This is a genomic window from Luteibacter sp., assembly GCF_035539195.1.
Taxonomy (GTDB): domain Bacteria; phylum Pseudomonadota; class Gammaproteobacteria; order Xanthomonadales; family Rhodanobacteraceae; genus Luteibacter.
Genome location: NZ_DATLIW010000027.1, coordinates 40,951 through 56,159, shown reverse-complemented (window position 1 = coordinate 56,159; position 15,209 = coordinate 40,951). Strand labels below are relative to the sequence as shown.

18 protein-coding genes are annotated in these 15,209 nt (G+C 64.8%); 12 read left to right on the top strand and 6 right to left on the bottom strand.

Annotated elements, in window-relative coordinates; translation table 11 throughout:
* The first annotated feature begins 35 nt into the window (after positions 1-35).
* The 3 genes from thiL to VM621_RS08115 are packed head-to-tail and all read left to right on the top strand — an operon-like array spanning position 36 to position 2,473.
* Entirely contained in the window at positions 36-989 is a 954-nt protein-coding gene (thiL, locus tag VM621_RS08125) for a thiamine-phosphate kinase (RefSeq protein ID WP_325468463.1), read from the top strand.
* Positions 986-1,486 (top strand): phosphatidylglycerophosphatase A, encoded by a 501-nt coding sequence (locus VM621_RS08120; protein WP_325468462.1) that lies wholly within the window; start codon positions 986-988, stop codon positions 1,484-1,486. Before thiL ends, VM621_RS08120 begins: the two co-directional genes overlap by 4 nt.
* Positions 1,487-1,495: 9 nt before the next feature.
* Positions 1,496-2,473 (top strand): aldo/keto reductase, encoded by a 978-nt coding sequence (locus tag VM621_RS08115; RefSeq protein WP_325468461.1) that lies wholly within the window; start codon positions 1,496-1,498, stop codon positions 2,471-2,473.
* 42 nt (positions 2,474-2,515) lie between these two features.
* Here VM621_RS08115 and VM621_RS08110 read toward each other — a convergent pair whose 3' ends face one another.
* The 4 genes from VM621_RS08110 to VM621_RS08095 all read right to left on the bottom strand — a co-directional run bounded on the left by VM621_RS08110 (position 2,516) and on the right by VM621_RS08095 (position 5,455).
* Positions 2,516-2,818, bottom strand: a complete 303-nt coding sequence (locus VM621_RS08110; RefSeq protein ID WP_325468460.1) for a hypothetical protein — start codon at positions 2,816-2,818, stop codon at positions 2,516-2,518.
* A gap of 11 nt (positions 2,819-2,829) precedes the next feature.
* A complete protein-coding gene (locus tag VM621_RS08105; protein ID WP_325468459.1) occupies positions 2,830-3,453 on the bottom strand; it encodes an RHS repeat-associated core domain-containing protein in 624 nt (207 codons plus the stop codon).
* A gap of 23 nt (positions 3,454-3,476) precedes the next feature.
* Positions 3,477-4,487, bottom strand: coding sequence for a transglutaminase family protein (locus VM621_RS08100; RefSeq protein WP_325468458.1), 1,011 nt, complete (start codon positions 4,485-4,487; stop codon positions 3,477-3,479).
* 233 nt (positions 4,488-4,720) lie between these two features.
* A complete protein-coding gene (locus VM621_RS08095; protein ID WP_325468457.1) occupies positions 4,721-5,455 on the bottom strand; it encodes a 16S rRNA (uracil(1498)-N(3))-methyltransferase in 735 nt (244 codons plus the stop codon).
* An 84-nt stretch (positions 5,456-5,539) separates the two neighbouring features.
* Between VM621_RS08095 and VM621_RS08090 the strand changes: the two genes are divergently transcribed.
* Entirely contained in the window at positions 5,540-6,166 is a 627-nt protein-coding gene (locus tag VM621_RS08090; protein WP_325468456.1) for a 2-hydroxychromene-2-carboxylate isomerase, read from the top strand.
* 274 nt (positions 6,167-6,440) lie between these two features.
* Positions 6,441-6,938, top strand: coding sequence for a hypothetical protein (locus tag VM621_RS08085; RefSeq protein WP_325468455.1), 498 nt, complete (start codon positions 6,441-6,443; stop codon positions 6,936-6,938).
* A gap of 28 nt (positions 6,939-6,966) precedes the next feature.
* Here VM621_RS08085 and VM621_RS08080 read toward each other — a convergent pair whose 3' ends face one another.
* Positions 6,967-8,310 carry an adenosylmethionine--8-amino-7-oxononanoate transaminase gene (locus VM621_RS08080; RefSeq protein ID WP_325468454.1) on the bottom strand — a complete coding sequence of 448 codons (1,344 nt, stop codon included), beginning with the start codon at positions 8,308-8,310 and terminating at the stop codon, positions 6,967-6,969.
* Positions 8,311-8,365: 55 nt separating this feature from the next.
* Here VM621_RS08080 and gspN point away from each other — a divergent pair, with 55 nt between their 5' ends.
* The 5 genes from gspN to mazG are packed head-to-tail and all read left to right on the top strand — an operon-like array spanning position 8,366 to position 12,087.
* Positions 8,366-9,142: a type II secretion system protein N gene (gspN, locus tag VM621_RS08075; RefSeq protein ID WP_325468453.1), complete on the top strand. Its 777-nt coding sequence runs from the start codon at positions 8,366-8,368 to the stop codon at positions 9,140-9,142.
* A complete protein-coding gene (locus VM621_RS08070; protein WP_325468452.1) occupies positions 9,139-9,927 on the top strand; it encodes an inositol monophosphatase family protein in 789 nt (262 codons plus the stop codon). Before gspN ends, VM621_RS08070 begins: the two co-directional genes overlap by 4 nt.
* Positions 9,924-10,481: an ADP compounds hydrolase NudE gene (nudE, locus tag VM621_RS08065; RefSeq protein ID WP_325468451.1), complete on the top strand. Its 558-nt coding sequence runs from the start codon at positions 9,924-9,926 to the stop codon at positions 10,479-10,481. The genes VM621_RS08070 and nudE overlap by 4 nt, the downstream gene beginning before the upstream one ends.
* On the top strand, positions 10,478-11,299 hold the full coding sequence (gene cysQ, locus VM621_RS08060; protein WP_325468450.1) for a 3'(2'),5'-bisphosphate nucleotidase CysQ: 822 nt from the start codon (positions 10,478-10,480) through the stop codon (positions 11,297-11,299). Before nudE ends, cysQ begins: the two co-directional genes overlap by 4 nt.
* Complete coding sequence (mazG, locus tag VM621_RS08055; RefSeq protein ID WP_325468449.1) at positions 11,296-12,087, top strand: nucleoside triphosphate pyrophosphohydrolase; 792 nt, start codon at positions 11,296-11,298, stop codon at positions 12,085-12,087. The genes cysQ and mazG overlap by 4 nt, the downstream gene beginning before the upstream one ends.
* A gap of 269 nt (positions 12,088-12,356) precedes the next feature.
* On the opposite strand, the gene VM621_RS08050 is transcribed toward mazG, so the two are convergent.
* Positions 12,357-12,905, bottom strand: coding sequence for a hypothetical protein (locus VM621_RS08050; RefSeq protein ID WP_325468448.1), 549 nt, complete (start codon positions 12,903-12,905; stop codon positions 12,357-12,359).
* 170 nt (positions 12,906-13,075) lie between these two features.
* On the opposite strand from VM621_RS08050, the gene VM621_RS08045 reads away from it, so the two are divergent.
* Both VM621_RS08045 and VM621_RS08040 read left to right on the top strand, forming a co-directional pair.
* Complete coding sequence (locus tag VM621_RS08045; protein ID WP_325468447.1) at positions 13,076-13,843, top strand: GIN domain-containing protein; 768 nt, start codon at positions 13,076-13,078, stop codon at positions 13,841-13,843.
* Between the two features lie 78 nt (positions 13,844-13,921).
* Complete coding sequence (locus VM621_RS08040; protein ID WP_325468446.1) at positions 13,922-15,025, top strand: SLC13 family permease; 1,104 nt, start codon at positions 13,922-13,924, stop codon at positions 15,023-15,025.
* Positions 15,026-15,209 lie beyond the last annotated feature (184 nt).

The following is a 15,209-nucleotide window of genomic DNA, read 5'->3' as shown; positions in this document are numbered from 1 at the left end:
TCGTGCCGCGAATCCTCGCGGGCTAAGGAACCTGCATGGAATTCGACCTGATCGAACGCATCCGCCGGCATACGGACGTCCATCGCGACGACGTGCTGACCGGCATCGGCGACGATGCCGCCGTCGTCGCCGTACCCGCCGGCCGCGAACTGGCGATCGCCGTGGATACCCTCGTCGAGGGTGTCCACTTTCCCGCCGGGACCGCCGCCGCCGACATCGGCTGGAAGGCGCTCGCGGTGAATCTCTCCGATCTCGCCGCCATGGGCGCCACGCCGGCGTGGGCGCTACTCGCGCTGACCCTGCCCGACAGCGACGAGGCCTTCGTCGACGGGCTCGCACGCGGCTTCGCCGAACTGGCCACGCCACTACGCCTGGCCCTCATCGGTGGCGACACCACGCGCGGGCCACTGACCGTGACGGTGGCCGTGCACGGCTTCAGCGCACCCGGCGAAGCGTTGCTTCGCTCCGGTGCGCGGGTCGGTGACGTCGTCATGGTCACCGGCACCCTCGGCGACGCCGCGGCCGGCCTTCGTTGCCTGGCCGAGGCCGATGCCTCGCCCTATGCGGCGCTGATCGAGCGGCTGAACCGTCCGACGCCCCGTGTGGCGGCGGGCAACGGCCTGCGTGGCATAGCCACGGCGTGCATCGACGTCTCCGATGGCCTCGTCGCCGACCTCGGGCACATCTGCAAGGCGAGCGGTGTCGGCGCGGAGATCGACGCGGCCATGCTGCCGCGTTCCTCCGCCCTGCTGACCCACTTCGAGGACGCCGACACCCTCGACTTCGCCCTCTCCGGTGGCGACGACTACGAGCTGTGCTTTACCGTTCCGGCCGATCGCGCCGGCGAGGTCTCCGCGAACATGGCCCGCCTGGGCGGTGGCGCCACGCGCATCGGGCGCATCGTCGAGGGCAGCGGGGTGCGGGTGCTGGCGCTCGATGGCACGGACATGCTGCCGTCACGCACGGGCTGGAACCACTTCGCCGCATGAGCACGAAATACGTCCTCGATACGGAAGGCCGCCGTCGCCTGCGGGCATCGCCGGCGGGCTGGATCGCTTGCGGTTTCGGCTCGGGCCTCACCCCGAAAGCGCAGGGGACGTTCGGCTCGCTGGCGGCTGTCGTGCCCTGGCTGCTGATGCGTGGCCTTTCCGTACCCGCGTGGATCGGCGTCATCGTCGTCGCTTTCGCGATCGGCGTGTGGGCGTGCGACGTCGCCGGCCGCCTCCTTGGCGTCGACGATCATCGCAGTCTGGTGTGGGACGAATTCGTCGGACTCTGGATCGCCCTGTTGCCTGCGCTGATAGCGCCCTGGTGGGCGGTCGTCGCCGGATTCGTCCTGTTTCGTCTTTTCGATGTCTGGAAGCCCTGGCCCATCGCGTGGTTCGACCGACGGGTGAAAGGTGGCTTCGGCGTCATGCTCGACGACGTGATCGCCGGTATCTTCGCCGGCATCGCGCTCTACCTGCTCCTGTCACTCATTCGCTGAGGAATCGCCATGGAATACCGTCGTCTCGGTTCGACCGGCCTGAAAGTTTCCGCGCTGTCGTATGGCGCATGGGTGACCTTCGGTCGGCAGGTCGGGCGCTCGGACGCTCGCGAACTGATCGCGTTTGCCTACGACAACGGCGTGAACTTCTTCGATAACGCCGAGACATACAACGCCGGCGACGCCGAGCGGCTGATGGGCGACGTCATCGCCGACCTGCGCTTGCCGCGCGACGCCTACGCGGTATCGAGCAAGGTCTATTTCGGTGCGGTCACCGACCCGAAGCCGACCCAGCGCGGCCTCTCGCGCAAGCACGTCTTCGATGCCTGCCACCAGGCGCTCGAGCGCCTGCGTGTCGACTACCTCGACCTGTATTTCTGCCATCGTCCCGACCCCGAGACGCCGGTACTCGAGACCGTCTTCGCGATGGACACGCTGGTTCGCCAGGGCAAGGTGCTTTACTGGGGCACCAGCGAATGGCCGGCCGAACAGATCGCCGAAGCGCATCGCGTCGCTCGCGAGAACCATCTCGTCGGGCCCTCGATGGAACAGCCGCAGTACAACCTCCTGCATCGCGAGCGCGTCGAGGTCGAATACGCTCCCCTCTACGAGCAGTACGGCATGGGCACCACCATCTGGTCGCCGCTGGCGTCGGGCCTTCTCACAGGTAAGTACAACGACGGCGTGCCGGACGACTCGCGGCTGGGTCACGCGGATTACGCGTGGCTGCGCGACGCGCTTCTCGAAGACGATGGCGCAAAGCTGAAGACCGTGCGCGCCCTCGCGCCGATCGCCGCCGAGCTCGGCATGTCGCTGGCCCGGTTCTCGCTGGCGTGGTGCCTGAAGAACCCGCACGTCTCGACGGTGATTCTAGGTGCGAGCAAGAAGGCGCAACTGGAGGAGAACCTCAAGGCGCTCGACGCGGTGACGTTGCTCGACGATTCGGTGATGCGCAGGATCGAGAGCGCCTTGTCGCCAACCCTATAGGAATTCACGCTACATAGGTGCTGCTTCAGCGACGAAGTGTGGTCAGCTCTTGCGATCCATTCTATGTACGGCGACGCATCCCACGATGCTCACCGTCGACAGGACGAAAAAAATAACCCGTGCTATTTCGTAGAATAGAGTCGGATTTGGATGAGTCACCCATATCTGCGAAACGACGTCCAGGACGCCGAGTACCGTAACAACGAAGCTGGCGATCGCGAGAAGGGCGATTCGATAAACGAGCCGCGACATCAGGTTTTGATGCCGCCGCGCAATGATGGCCGCAACGACGTCTGCAACGAGCAATACCGGTAGAAAAAGCAGCAGCGCCATCTGGGTATTCATTTCGGACACTGTCACCTGCAACTGGGTGAAGGGCACCAATCGTACCCAAAGCCGCCTCGTCCGAACATGCTGTCGTAAGTCTTGCCGCCGAAGACGGGGCCTGCACCTTGTTCTGAGAAGACTTGGTCGTGGAATCGGCCAACGTGATTCCACCTGTCAAGCTTCACAGGATTCGCGGGGCTAGCGTTCTCGCCGTTCAACGCGCTTGCATGCGCTCGTGCGAGTCCCATCCGTATGTTCTCCATTCGACGCCCGACCTCCTGCTGGCTTGCTGCGCAGCCCATGCCATTAGGCAGATTGCTTGATATTGAGTTCGATAGTCGGGTATTCGTTATTCCTGACAGGAATCCCTGATTACTGGCAACTTCGCGCGCGCGACATGCATAAGGATCTCCGCCGCTACACGCCGCTTGGTAGTACAGGCTCCAGTTTCCTGCGCTCGCGTACCCTTGCTCCGCCGACGTTACCCAGCACCCGGTTTGGTCGCAGGCCAGGCCCGTTCGGTCTGTATAGACGAGGGGATTCGACCGGGCATAAGCGTACGTGTTAATTCCGCCTCGTAGCCCGGCGGGATCGGATTGCACGTACCGTGCTTCGACACCACCAGCTAACGTCCCAAAGAGCGCGATTAGCATCGTGGATATAGCTCGCTTTCTCATCAACCATTTTCCTCTAGAGAGCCGCGTTTTCGGCGTATGTCTTCCAAGTAGCGCTGGTCGTCATCTGTTCGAGGTTCGCGCCAGCCGAGGCTCTCCGCCCGGCTGAACCAGCGCCTGTTCTCACGTTGGAGATGGCGATACCGCAACATGGACTGCGTGGATAGAGGGGTCGACGATGGACCGTGGTCGAGGAACTCATTCTTCAACATGTGAAAGTACGCGTTCCCTTTGTGGAGCATGGTTTGCACGCTTTTCGGATCGTATGAGAGAAGCTTGTCGGCGACATCCAGCCTGGTCTGCTGCGAGCCCGTCGTCTTCAATTTTTCAAGAATGGCTTCCGCCACAACCACCGATGACTCGCGCCTCGACAGCGGCCTTAGATAGATCTGATTCGCGATCGCCAGATCGGATATATGGGTTTTTGTGCGATATGACTCGTCCGTCATCACCCCAAAGCTTGTTGCTTCGACGTTCTTCCATGTGCCGTTGTGCCTGACTTTTACAAAGACATGCGATGGTGCCGTGGCCAGCGTCATCTCAAGTCCTAATTTCTGACCGAGTGCCAGGAGCAATATCGGCATGGATACGCAGTTTCCCCGCCTCGTTCTCAGGTACGTACTGAGAAGTTTGTTCTCGAGTTTTGTGCCAAACGGGTCATCGAGGTCATAGCTGAATGTTTGGTGCTGGTTCCACTCACTGTCCTCGGACAGGTACTTGAGGATCAAGGCGGTTCGCTCCATCGCATCTGCGCCATGAGGGATCTTCGTGCGAATTCGTTCCGCCATCTCATTGATCTGGCGGAGCACCGATGCCTCATTGATCCTCGGGTCGATGAACTTGTCGACGGCGACCTTGATGGCCGCGATATCCCTTCCCTGATCGGCCATTAATAGAATCCGGTCGATGGTCGCCAGCGGCGTTTCCGCCTGCAGAACGGTGGCCGAGGGCGGCGCCGCAGAATACGCGGCAGTTGTCTGGCAAGCGAGCGACGCGAGCCAGATTCCGATCAAATGCGCTCGCACAAGCTCCATCCCGAACGTCGATGCCGACGGTCAGTATTCCCCATCAGCATTGGTCAGAGACGCGCTTCGCCTATTTTTCAGAAAACTTCTATGCCGCCGAGCGTTGGTCGCGACGGCCAAGCCCTCGCCGGTGGAAGGACTTAAACTGCGCCAGCGGCGATGGTGCTTCTCCGGAGCTCTACCCCGGCCGCGGGATCGCCGCTGAAGCGGCTCCCACACTTTCAGAGATCGCCGTACAGCGCCTGAAGCGCCGCGATGGCGGCGAGGCCGGCGGTTTCGGTGCGCAGGATGCGCGGGCCGAGCTTCAGGCCGGTAAAGCCGGCAGCAGCGAGAGCGTTACGGTCGCGCTCGCCGAATCCGCCTTCAGGGCCGATCGCGAGGACGGCGGCATCGCTGAGGTTCAACTCGCCGGGGCGTTTCGAACCTTCCGGCAACAGCGCCAGACGCATCGGACCACCCTCGCCGAGCGAGGCCAGCCACATCGACAACGGCTGGGCGGCTTCGATCGCCGGCACGCGCGCACGCCCCGACTGTTCGCACGCACTCGAGGCCACGGCACGCCAGTGCGCAAGGCGTTTCTCGCTACGGGCGGCATCCAGCTTCACCTCCGAACGCTCGGTCAGGATCGGCACGATCCGCGCGATACCAAGCTCGGTGGCCTTCTGCACGATCAGGTCCATCTTCTCGCCGCGGGCCACGCCCTGGGCCAGGGTGAGCGACAGCGGGGACTCGTTGGCGACCTCGCGACCTTCGCCGACCGAGGCAACGACTTCCCGCTTGCCGACCGCGGTCAGGGTGGCGTCGAACTCCATGCCGTCGTCACCGGAAAACAGCACCACCGGTGCGCCGACCTCCATGCGCAGCACGCGGGCCACGTGCTCGCCGGCCTGGGCGGGCAGGGTGATGTCGCGGCCGCTGGCCAGCGGCGTGTCGACGTGGATGCGGATGGTGCGCATGAATGTGCCTTGTGTCACGGAACGTCCATTGTAGCCAGCCGCGGGGCTCGCTATCGTCGGATCATTCACGACGGAGCCGCGTGCATGCCGATCGCCTGGTACTTCGATTTCGTTTCCATGTTCAGCTGGCTGCAGTGGCCGGCGGTGCGCGAACTCTCCCGTACGCACGATGTAGCGCTGCGGCCGATCCTCTTCGGTGCCCTGCTCAAGCAGATGGAGCAACGCGGCCCGGCCGAGATCGAGGGCAAACGCGAGTTCACCTACCGCTATGCCTTGTGGCGCGCGCGGCAGGCCAACGTGCCGCTGAAGTTCCCACCCACCCATCCGTTCAATCCGTTGCCGGCCCTACGCCTGTGCGTTGCGGCGGGTGGCACCGTGGAAGCCGTGGGCGCGATCTTCGAATGGATCTGGGCGCACGGCCGCGCCGCCGACACGCCGGAGGCGCTGGCACCGCTGGCCGTCTCCCTGGGTATTACCGACCTGCGTGCCGCGCTGTCGACACCCGAGGTGAAGGCGACACTCCAGGCCAACTTCGAACTGGCCATGCAGGACCGCGTGTTCGGCGTGCCCACGCTGGCTATCGGTGGCGAGCTCTTCTGGGGTGCCGATGCCCATGACTTCGCCATGGATTTCCTTGCGAATCCAGGCATGTTCGACGAGGGCGAAATGGCCAGGCTCGGTGAACTGCCTGTTGGTCTATCGCGCATCTGACGTGAAACACGGAAGATCCGTGTACCGGCGTTTTCGTTGCCCGCTCTGGATGCAAGCCGATCCGCGATGAGCCACGGTGTGATGCGGAAGACGTTACGTCTGTCGTATCGATCGGTTGGCGAGACGACAGCAGCCGCACCGCACACGGATCAGTGCGATTTTTCAGAATCTTCCCGTAGAGAAGCGCCCTGCTCAGAACGTAGGCTGCACTTGCGGTGTTCGGACGACGCGCTGTCGTTCGGGGCCCGCATCTTGATCCTATGGAGTCGGGCAGATGAAGAAAATGTATATGAAGGCATGCGCAGCGGCGGCTGCAACGTTTGTAGTTATCGGAATGTCAGCATGGTCGAGCTTGGTGAAGGCCGACGATCGAAGTGTCGTCACCGTATCGTCGATGAGTATCGACAGTCGCCATGACATCGAGCGTCGCGTTGATGAGATTGCCAATCACATCGCCAATGCGAAGCCGTATTTCGAGGACGACAGGCTTCCCATTCATATCAAGTCCCGTTTTGACCCTGTCGCACAATCCCTGGTGATGTCGATTGATGAGAGGTTCGGCCCGGTTTCAGGTCTTGTGGAAATGGAAGAACTGCAGTCGGACGTCACGTATGCGCTCTGGCCAATGCTTGAGAAGATTCAAGGGTTTTGGGGGCTTGACTGGAGATACGGCGGGAAAGACATGTATTTCTGGTTTCCGGGCGATAGGCGAGCACCTGAAAAGCCCGTACTAACGAAGGCGGTAGGCAAAGCGGGGCGCGGCTCGGTCTGAGCCTTCGGCCCCATCGTGAGCAGGGCAATCACGCCGTGGCCTTCTCGATCCCCGCGATAGCGGTATCGACCATGAAGTCGATCTCGTCCTCGGTGATGACGTAGGGCGGCATGAAGTAGACGATGTTGCCAAGTGGCCGCAGCAGCGCGCCCCGATCGAGGCCGTGCCGGTAGACGCGAAGGCCGCGGCGGTCGGCCGCGGGGAAGGGTGTGCGTGTTGCCTTGTCGGCGACCAGCTCGATGGCGGCGATCATGCCGGTCTGGCGCACGTCGGCAACGTGCGGATGGTCGACGAGCGGGGCGATCCGCTTCGCCATGTGCGCGGCGAGCACGCGGTTGCGCGCGAGCACGGGGTCGTCGCGGAAGATCTGCAACGTGGCCGTCGCGGCGCGGCAGGCGAGCGGGTTGCCGGTGTAGCTGTGCGAGTGCAGGAAGGCCTTGCCTGCGGCGTACTCGGCGTAGAAGGCCTGGTACACATCGTTCGTGGTGACCACCGCGGACAGCGGCAGGAAGCCGCCCGTCAGGCCCTTGGACAGGCACATGAAGTCCGGCGAGATGCCGGCCTGTTCGCAGGCGAACAGGGTGCCGGTGCGGCCGAAGCCGACCGCGATTTCATCGGCGATGAAGTGTACCTGGAACTCGTCGCAGAGCGCGCGCAGACCGGTCAGGTAGGAGGCGTCGTACATGCGCATGCCGCCGGCGCACTGCACCAGGGGCTCGACGATCACCGCGCAGGTTTCGTGGGCGTGACGCTCGAGCAACTCACGCATCTGGCCCAGTCGCCGCGCCGCGATGTCCTTCGGCGTCTCGCCGGGCTCGCCTTCGTACGTGTCGGGCGAGGGCGCCAGCTCGGGCGTCAGCAGCAACGGCGCGTAGGTCTTGCGATAGAGCGCCACGTCGCTGACCGAGAGTGCGCCCAGCGTTTCGCCGTGATAGCTGCCGGTCAAGGCGATGAAGCGGGTCTTCTCGCCGTGGCCGCGGTTGAGCCAGTAGTGGAAGCTCATCTTCAGCGCCACTTCGATCGCCGCCGAGCCGTTGTCGGCAAGGAACACCCGATCGAGTCCCTTCGGCGTGATCCGCACCAGCTCTTCGGCCAGCTCCACCGCGGGTTCATGGGTGAAGCCGGCGAAGATGACGTGTTCGAGGCGGTCGAGCTGGTCTTTCAGCGCGCCGGCGATACGCGGCTCGGCATGGCCGAACAGGTTGGTCCACCAGGAACTCACCGCATCCAGGTAACGTTTGCCGTCCGCGCCGACCAGCCACGCCCCTTCGCCGCGAACGACGGGTACCATGGGCAGGGTTTCGTGGTCGTGCATCTGGGTGCACGGGTGCCAGAGGACGGAGAGGTCGCGCGCGACAAGGGCATCGGTCATCCGCCCATGATCGCCCGCTCCCGCCCGGTCCTCAAGTCGCAGGTGAGGTGATCGTTTGAAGTGGTTCCGTCGGATCGGCCTGGTTGTCGTGCTGCTGGCGTTCGCCGCCGGTCTGTTCTACTGGTTCATGCCCGCTGGCGTGGCCGTGTCGCTCCTCGCCCGCCGGGCGCATGGCGTCGTGCTGGACGACGTCTCGGGCACGGTCTGGGACGGCCGCGCCGGCAAGGTCACCACCATCGACGGACGTGAGCTGGGCGCGCTGACCTGGCAACTGGGCCGCGATGCCATTCTGGGGCGCACTCATCTGGATCTGCACCTCGACGGTCGTGCCGGTCGCTTCCAGGGCCACCTGGAGCGTCCCGACGCGGACCACATGATCTGGACGGGTATCGACTTCCGCCTGGACGCCACCGCGCTGACGGGACCCGCCGTCCCGCCGGAGCTGATTCCGGTGGGGATCATCGAGGGCAGGGTGCCGCGCGCCGAGTTGCAGGGCAACTGGCCGGTCGCGCTGGAGGCCGACGTGCTCTGGCGCGCCGCCGCCGTGAAAACCCCGGAAGGTCACATCGCCCTGGGCGGTATCTCGCTGAAGGCGGCGAGTCAGGCGGGCATCCTGCGGGCGACGCTCGCCGACGACGGCCAGGGCTCGCTGGCGGTCCATGCCACACTTGCCGCGTCGCCGCTGGGTTGGCGCCTCGATGGCAGGCTGGTGCCGCGCCTCGAGGACACCGCGTTATCCCATCTCATCGCACGGTTCGGGCCGATCGGCCGCGACGGTGCCGTCAACCTCCAACGCAAGGCGGGGCTCGCGCCCTCGATCACGACGCCATGACCGACCTACTCGACAAGGCCCTCGCCGCCGCCCGCGATGCCGCCGGCGCCGCTGCCGAGATCATCCAACACTACTGGCGCACCGGCGTCGACGTCATCGTCAAGGGTGACGACACCCCGGTGACCGTCGCCGATCGCGAAGCGGAAATGGCCATCCGCGGCATCCTCGCGGCGGCGCTGCCGGAAGCCGGCATCTACGGCGAGGAATACGGCGCCGACGATACCTCGCGCGACTACCTCTGGCTGGTCGACCCGCTCGACGGCACCAAGAGTTTCGTCCGTCGTACACCGTTCTTCTCGACCCAGATCGCCCTGATGCATCGCGGCGAACTCGTGCTCGGGGTGTCCTCGGCACCCGTCTACGGCGAGCGCATGTGGGCGGTGCGCGGTCGCGGTGCGTGGCTCGACGGCGAGCCGGTCCGCGTCGCCGCGACGGCAGCGATGGCCGACGCGTCGATCTCCACCGGCAACATCAAGACGCTTACCGCCGATGCGCGCTGGAATGTCCTCGGCGGGATGATCCGCGAAAGCAATCGCATTCGCGGCTACGGCGACTTCTGCCACTACCACCTGCTTGCACGCGGCGGACTCGACCTCGTCATCGAGTCCGACGTGAATATCCTCGACATTGCCGCTCTGGCGGTGATCGTGCGCGAGGCGGGTGGCGTATTCACCGATCTCGACGGCGCCGCGCTCGGCCTGGAAACACGCGGCGTGCTGGCGGGAACCCCCGCCATCCATGCCACGGCGCTGGCGAGACTGACCGGCGTTACAATCGACCGATGAACAAACGTCCGAAGATCCTGGCGACGCGCGACGCGCCCGACAGCTACCTCCGCCGCGCGGAAGAGGTGGACCTCGAGTTTTCCAACGGCGAACGCCGTACGTACCAGCGCCTCAAGGGCAGCGGTTTCGGTGCGGTGCTGATCGTCGCCATGCGCGATCCGGAAACGGTCCTGCTCGTGCGCGAGTACGGCGTGGGCGTGGATCGCTACGAACTGGGCGTACCCAAGGGTCGTCTCGACCGCGACGAAACCGCCGAACAGGGCGCCGATCGCGAGCTGAAGGAAGAAGTCGGTTACGGCGCGCGCAAGCTGAAGATCCTCGGCACGCTGTCGCTGTCGCCGTCGTACATGACGCACATGGGTTATGTCGTCCTGGCCGAGGATCTCTACCCCGAACGCCTGCAGGGCGACGAACCCGAGGAACTGGAAGTGGTGCCCTGGCGGATGGACGAACTGCACGAATTGCTCGCCCGTGACGACGTCACCGAGGGGCGTTCGATCGCCGCCCTCTTCATGGCCCGCGAGTACCTCGCCGGCCGCTACAAGCCCGCGTGACCGCCGCGCCCTGCGCTCGCTGGCTGGACCCCGTCTGCGTCATCGCGCAGCGTGCGGCCGAGGCGATCCTCACCGTCTACGCGCAGGACTTCGAAGTCGTCTGTAAGGACGACAACTCGCCGGTCACCGCCGCCGATCTCGCCGCGCAGCGGGTGATCGAGGAGGGCCTGCACGAACTCGCGCCCGGTGTGCCGGTGATCTCGGAGGAGGCGCTTGCCGCGCCCTGGTCCGAGCGACGCACATGGCGCCGCTACTGGCTGGTCGATCCCCTCGACGGCACGCGTGAGTTCGTCAAGCGCAACGGCGAGTTCAGCGTGAACATCGCGTTGATCGAAGACCACCGGCCCGTGCTTGGCGTGGTGCTGGCGCCGGTCACCGGCGATCTCTACGCCGCGGCGCGCGGTTGCGGCGCCTGGCGACAGAGCGCACCCGACGGCGAACGCGTCGCCATACGCGCCCGACCCGCGGGCGGCGTGCTGCGCGTGACCGGCAGTCGTTCGCACACCGGCGTGCGCGCCGCGACCCTGCTGGGCCGGCTGGGCGAACACGAGACCTTCGCCCTCGGTTCCTCGCTGAAGTTCTGTGTGATCGCACGCGGCGACGCGGACATCTACCTGCGCCTGGGCGCGACCTCCGAATGGGATACCGCCGCCGCGCAGTGCGTCCTCGAGGAAGCCGGTGGCGCGGTACTCGATCTTGCCGGTCGCCCGTTCCGTTACAACACGCGCGATTCGCTGATCAACCCGGAATTCATCGCCTGCGGCGACACGTCGATCGACTGGGCAGGGCGCTTGATCGATCCCGAGGATATGGCATGACCCGACCGGTCGACGAACTCATCGCCATCATGGCGCGCTTGCGCGACCCGGAAAACGGATGCCCCTGGGACGTGAAGCAGAGCTTCGCGACCATCGCGCCGTACACCATCGAGGAAGCATACGAAGTCGCCGATGCCGTCGATCGCAACGACATGATCGACCTGCGCGACGAGCTGGGCGATCTGCTGTTGCAGGTGGTGTTCCACTCGCGCATGGCCGAAGAGGCGGGGCACTTCGCCTTCGGCGACGTGGTCGCGGGGATCTGCGACAAGATGGTTCGCCGCCATCCGCATGTCTTCGAAGACGTGATCCATGAAAACCTCGCGGCGCAATCGCGTGACTGGGATCGCCTTAAGGCGGAAGAGCGTGCGGCGAAAGGCGGTCAAGACACGAGTGCGCTGGCTGGCATCTCGCACGGCCTGCCGGAATGGCAGCGCGCGGTGAAGCTGCAGAAGCGCGCGGCTAACGTCGGCTTCGACTGGCCGGACCATCGGCCGGTGCTCGACAAGATGGTCGAGGAGATCGAGGAAGTTCGGCACGAGTTCGACAATGGCGCAGACGAAGAGCGTCTTGCCGATGAGATCGGCGACGTGCTTTTCGTTGCGGCGAATCTTGCACGGCATGCGAAAGTGGATGTGTCGCGTGCATTGCGTGGCGCGAATGCGAAGTTCGAGCGCAGGTTTCGCGCGATGGAGGCGATGGCGGCAGCCGAGGGACGGTCGTTGGCGTCGTATCCGCTGGACGAGCAGGAAGCGCTTTGGGTTCGGGTGAAGCGCGAGGGGTTGTGAGGTTGGCGCTGCGCGCTATCGCCGCTGAATCGGCTCTCACATAAAGCTATCGCCGATGAATCGGCTCCCACACAGAGCTATCGCCGCTGAATCGGCTCCTGCATAGAGCTATCGCCGATGAATCGGCTCCCACACAGAGCTATCGCCGATGAGGCGGCTCCTGCGAAGGCGCTCTCTCGACACAATGTGGGAGCCGCTTCAGCGGCGATGGGTACTCGCACGAACGCATCGAGACTAGGGGCCCAAGGGCCCCGCATCCCTTCAACGACTTACTTCGCGCTCGGAGCCGGAACCGGAGCGGCCGCTGCGCGCTGCTGCATGCGCGCCTTGAACGCTTCCATCTCCTGGTGGCGCTTCTGGTCCTGAGCGAGGTTCTCGTCGAGGCTCTTGCGCAGCGTCGAGATCGCGGCGTCGACATTGGTCGGCTGCATCTGCACGCGAGCAAGGTGACGGTAGGCGTAGTCGCGCACACGCGGGTTCTGCGACTTCGCGAGCACTTCGTTGTACAGCGCCGGCAGTTCCTTGCTACGGCCGGTCATGACATAAAGGCGCTCGAGGCTGTGCAGGTCGCCGATCACGCCGCCCTGTTCCCTGCCGTGGCCATGCCCGCCCCACTCGCCGCGGCCGTGCTCACCGCCCCGGCCGTCGTGGCCGTCACGACCCCACTTCGGGCCCTGGCCGGCGGGACCACCCGGCTGGGCGGAGCGTGCGGCAGGAGCCGACGGGGCCTGCGGGGCGGCGTCCTGCGCGAACGCGAAGGCGGCCGAGCCGGCAAGGAGGAGGGAAGCGGCACTGGCGATCAGGATCTTGCGTTGCATAGGTTGTCTCCCGGTTAGGTGATGCACGGGGAAAAACGTGTCGCCTCGCCACCGGTTGACCGGTACGTTGTCGGCCGGTCAGCTTCATGTGAAGAAATGAGAAGGTTGCAACCTTTTTCGGCTGGCCGGCATCCATCACCGGTACACCGAATCACTACAGGAGCAAAATCATGCGCCACCTGATCCTCGCTGCCCTCCTGCTGGCGCCGGCCGTTGCCATGGCCGACAGCAGCGAATGCAAGTTCCACGCGGACCGCAATCTCGATCTCAATCTTTCCGGCGTGCGCAGGGTGACCTTCGTCACCAACGCTTACGAGCTTCACGTCGAGGGCACCGCGCCGGCAGGCAAGGGCACCGTGCGTGGCAAGGCATGCGCCTCCAGCCAGGAGTCTCTCGACAAGCTCCTGGTCACGCAGGAGCGTGAAGGCGACACGCTGGTGGTCAAGCTGACAAACGAGGGCCGCGGCTGGAACTTCGGCCACAACTACACCGACCTGAAGGTCGATGCGGCCGTGCCGTCGTCCATCCCGGTGACGATCAACGTCGGTTCGGGCGAAGCGACCGCACGTGGTCTCGCTACGCTGGAAAGCACGGTCGGCTCCGGTGAACTCGAAGCCCATGACATCAAGGGCGCTTTCAGCACGACGGTCGGGTCCGGTGAAGTGAAGATCGACAACACCGGTGCGGTCGATGTCACCACCGTGGGCTCGGGCTCGTTCGCGGCAACGGGTGCGAATGGTGGCGTTCGCATCGCGACGGTGGGTTCGGGCGAAGCGAAGCTGCGCGATATCACCGGTGATGTCAGCGTGGGAACGGTCGGCTCGGGCGAGATCGAAGTCGATGGCGTCAAGGGCAACCTCACCGTCAATACGAAAGGCAGTGGCGACATTACGCAGCACGGCGTCACCGGCAAGGTCGACGTCCCCCGCGACCGCTGAGGCAACGCGCCGGGGCATGCACGCCCCGGCGACGCGGACACCCGATATGATTCGGTCCTGGCCGGCGGGATCCTATCCATGATGTGGTTGCCCAAATCGTTGCGCGCCCTGCGTCGCGACGTGTTTTTCCTCGTACTCCTCGCAGTGCTGGTGATCCTGGGGATCGCCATGCCATCGCGCATTCCCGATTGGCCCTCGCTGGTGGACTGGCCGACCATCGCCGCGCTCGCCGGCCTGCTCCTGCTGACCAAGGCCGTCGAATCCAGCGGCGCGTTGAACGTGGCTGGCCATTGGCTTATCGAACGGACAGCTACCCGACGCGTCGCGGCGCTCTGCCTGGTCGCGGCGACGGCACTGTTGTCGATGCTGCTCACGAACGACGTGTCGCTGTTCGTCATGGTGCCGCTCACCCTGAGCATGTGCCGCATCGCGCGCATGCCTGCCACGCGCCTTGTCGTGTTCGAGGCGCTCGCGGTCAATGCAGGCTCGATGCTCACGCCGATCGGCAACCCGCAGAACCTGTTTCTCTGGCAGCAGTGGAACAATGGTTTCGGCGGCTTCGTCTGGGCCATGCTGCCGTTGGTGGCGGTGGCCCTGGTGCTGCTGCTGGTGGTGACCGCGCTGGCGTTTCCGGGCAAGCCGCTTCAGGTCCACGAGGACAGCGAGCGACGCGTCGACCACTCGATGCTGATCGTCGCCGCCGTGCTCTACATTCCCTTCCTCGTCCTGGCCGACCTGCATCACGCGGCGTGGGGATTGCTCGGTGTGCTGGCGGTTTTCCTCGTTTTTCGCCGTCGCATCGTCGCCACTATCGACTGGGGCCTGCTGCTCACCTTCGTCCTTATGTTCATCGACCTGCGCATGCTTGCCGGGCTCGATGGGGTGAAGCACTTCCTTGGCGGACTCGGGCTGGATCAGCCCGCCCATCTCTACGCGACAGGTGCGCTGGCGTCACAGGTTGTCAGCAACGTGCCTGCAGCGATCCTGCTGGCGGAGTATTCGAAGGACTGGCGCACGATCGCCTGGGGTGTGAATGCGGGCGGATTCGGCTTCGTGCTGGGCTCGCTGGCCAACCTGATCGCCCTGCGCCTGCTCGGCGAACGCAAGGCGTGGGCGACGTTCCATCTGTGGTCGCTGCCGTTCTTCGTGGTGATCGGACTGATCGGCTGGGCGCTGCTTTGATGTCGGCGGTGCTTTGATGTAAGCGGTGCTTTGATGCGGGCGTTGCCTGGGGGTGTGCTGTGTGGGAGCCGCTTCAGCGGCGATCCCGCGGCAGCGGGACAGGGTACCGCGAGCACGCATCGCCGCTGAAGCGGCTCTCATACGCCGCTGAAGCGGCTCCCACACGCTGAAGCGGCTCCCGCAC

Coding starts and splice junctions, on each gene's coding strand:
- thiL (WP_325468463.1), top strand. CDS start 36: ATGGAATTCGACCTGATCGAACGCATCCGCCGGCATACGGACGTCCAT.
- VM621_RS08120 (WP_325468462.1), top strand. CDS start 986: ATGAGCACGAAATACGTCCTCGATACGGAAGGCCGCCGTCGCCTGCGG.
- VM621_RS08115 (WP_325468461.1), top strand. CDS start 1,496: ATGGAATACCGTCGTCTCGGTTCGACCGGCCTGAAAGTTTCCGCGCTG.
- VM621_RS08110 (WP_325468460.1), bottom strand. CDS start 2,818: ATGAATACCCAGATGGCGCTGCTGCTTTTTCTACCGGTATTGCTCGTT.
- VM621_RS08105 (WP_325468459.1), bottom strand. CDS start 3,453: ATGCTAATCGCGCTCTTTGGGACGTTAGCTGGTGGTGTCGAAGCACGG.
- VM621_RS08095 (WP_325468457.1), bottom strand. CDS start 5,455: ATGCGCACCATCCGCATCCACGTCGACACGCCGCTGGCCAGCGGCCGC.
- VM621_RS08090 (WP_325468456.1), top strand. CDS start 5,540: ATGCCGATCGCCTGGTACTTCGATTTCGTTTCCATGTTCAGCTGGCTG.
- VM621_RS08085 (WP_325468455.1), top strand. CDS start 6,441: ATGAAGAAAATGTATATGAAGGCATGCGCAGCGGCGGCTGCAACGTTT.
- VM621_RS08080 (WP_325468454.1), bottom strand. CDS start 8,310: ATGACCGATGCCCTTGTCGCGCGCGACCTCTCCGTCCTCTGGCACCCG.
- VM621_RS08070 (WP_325468452.1), top strand. CDS start 9,139: ATGACCGACCTACTCGACAAGGCCCTCGCCGCCGCCCGCGATGCCGCC.
- nudE (WP_325468451.1), top strand. CDS start 9,924: ATGAACAAACGTCCGAAGATCCTGGCGACGCGCGACGCGCCCGACAGC.
- mazG (WP_325468449.1), top strand. CDS start 11,296: ATGACCCGACCGGTCGACGAACTCATCGCCATCATGGCGCGCTTGCGC.
- VM621_RS08050 (WP_325468448.1), bottom strand. CDS start 12,905: ATGCAACGCAAGATCCTGATCGCCAGTGCCGCTTCCCTCCTCCTTGCC.
- VM621_RS08045 (WP_325468447.1), top strand. CDS start 13,076: ATGCGCCACCTGATCCTCGCTGCCCTCCTGCTGGCGCCGGCCGTTGCC.
- VM621_RS08040 (WP_325468446.1), top strand. CDS start 13,922: ATGATGTGGTTGCCCAAATCGTTGCGCGCCCTGCGTCGCGACGTGTTT.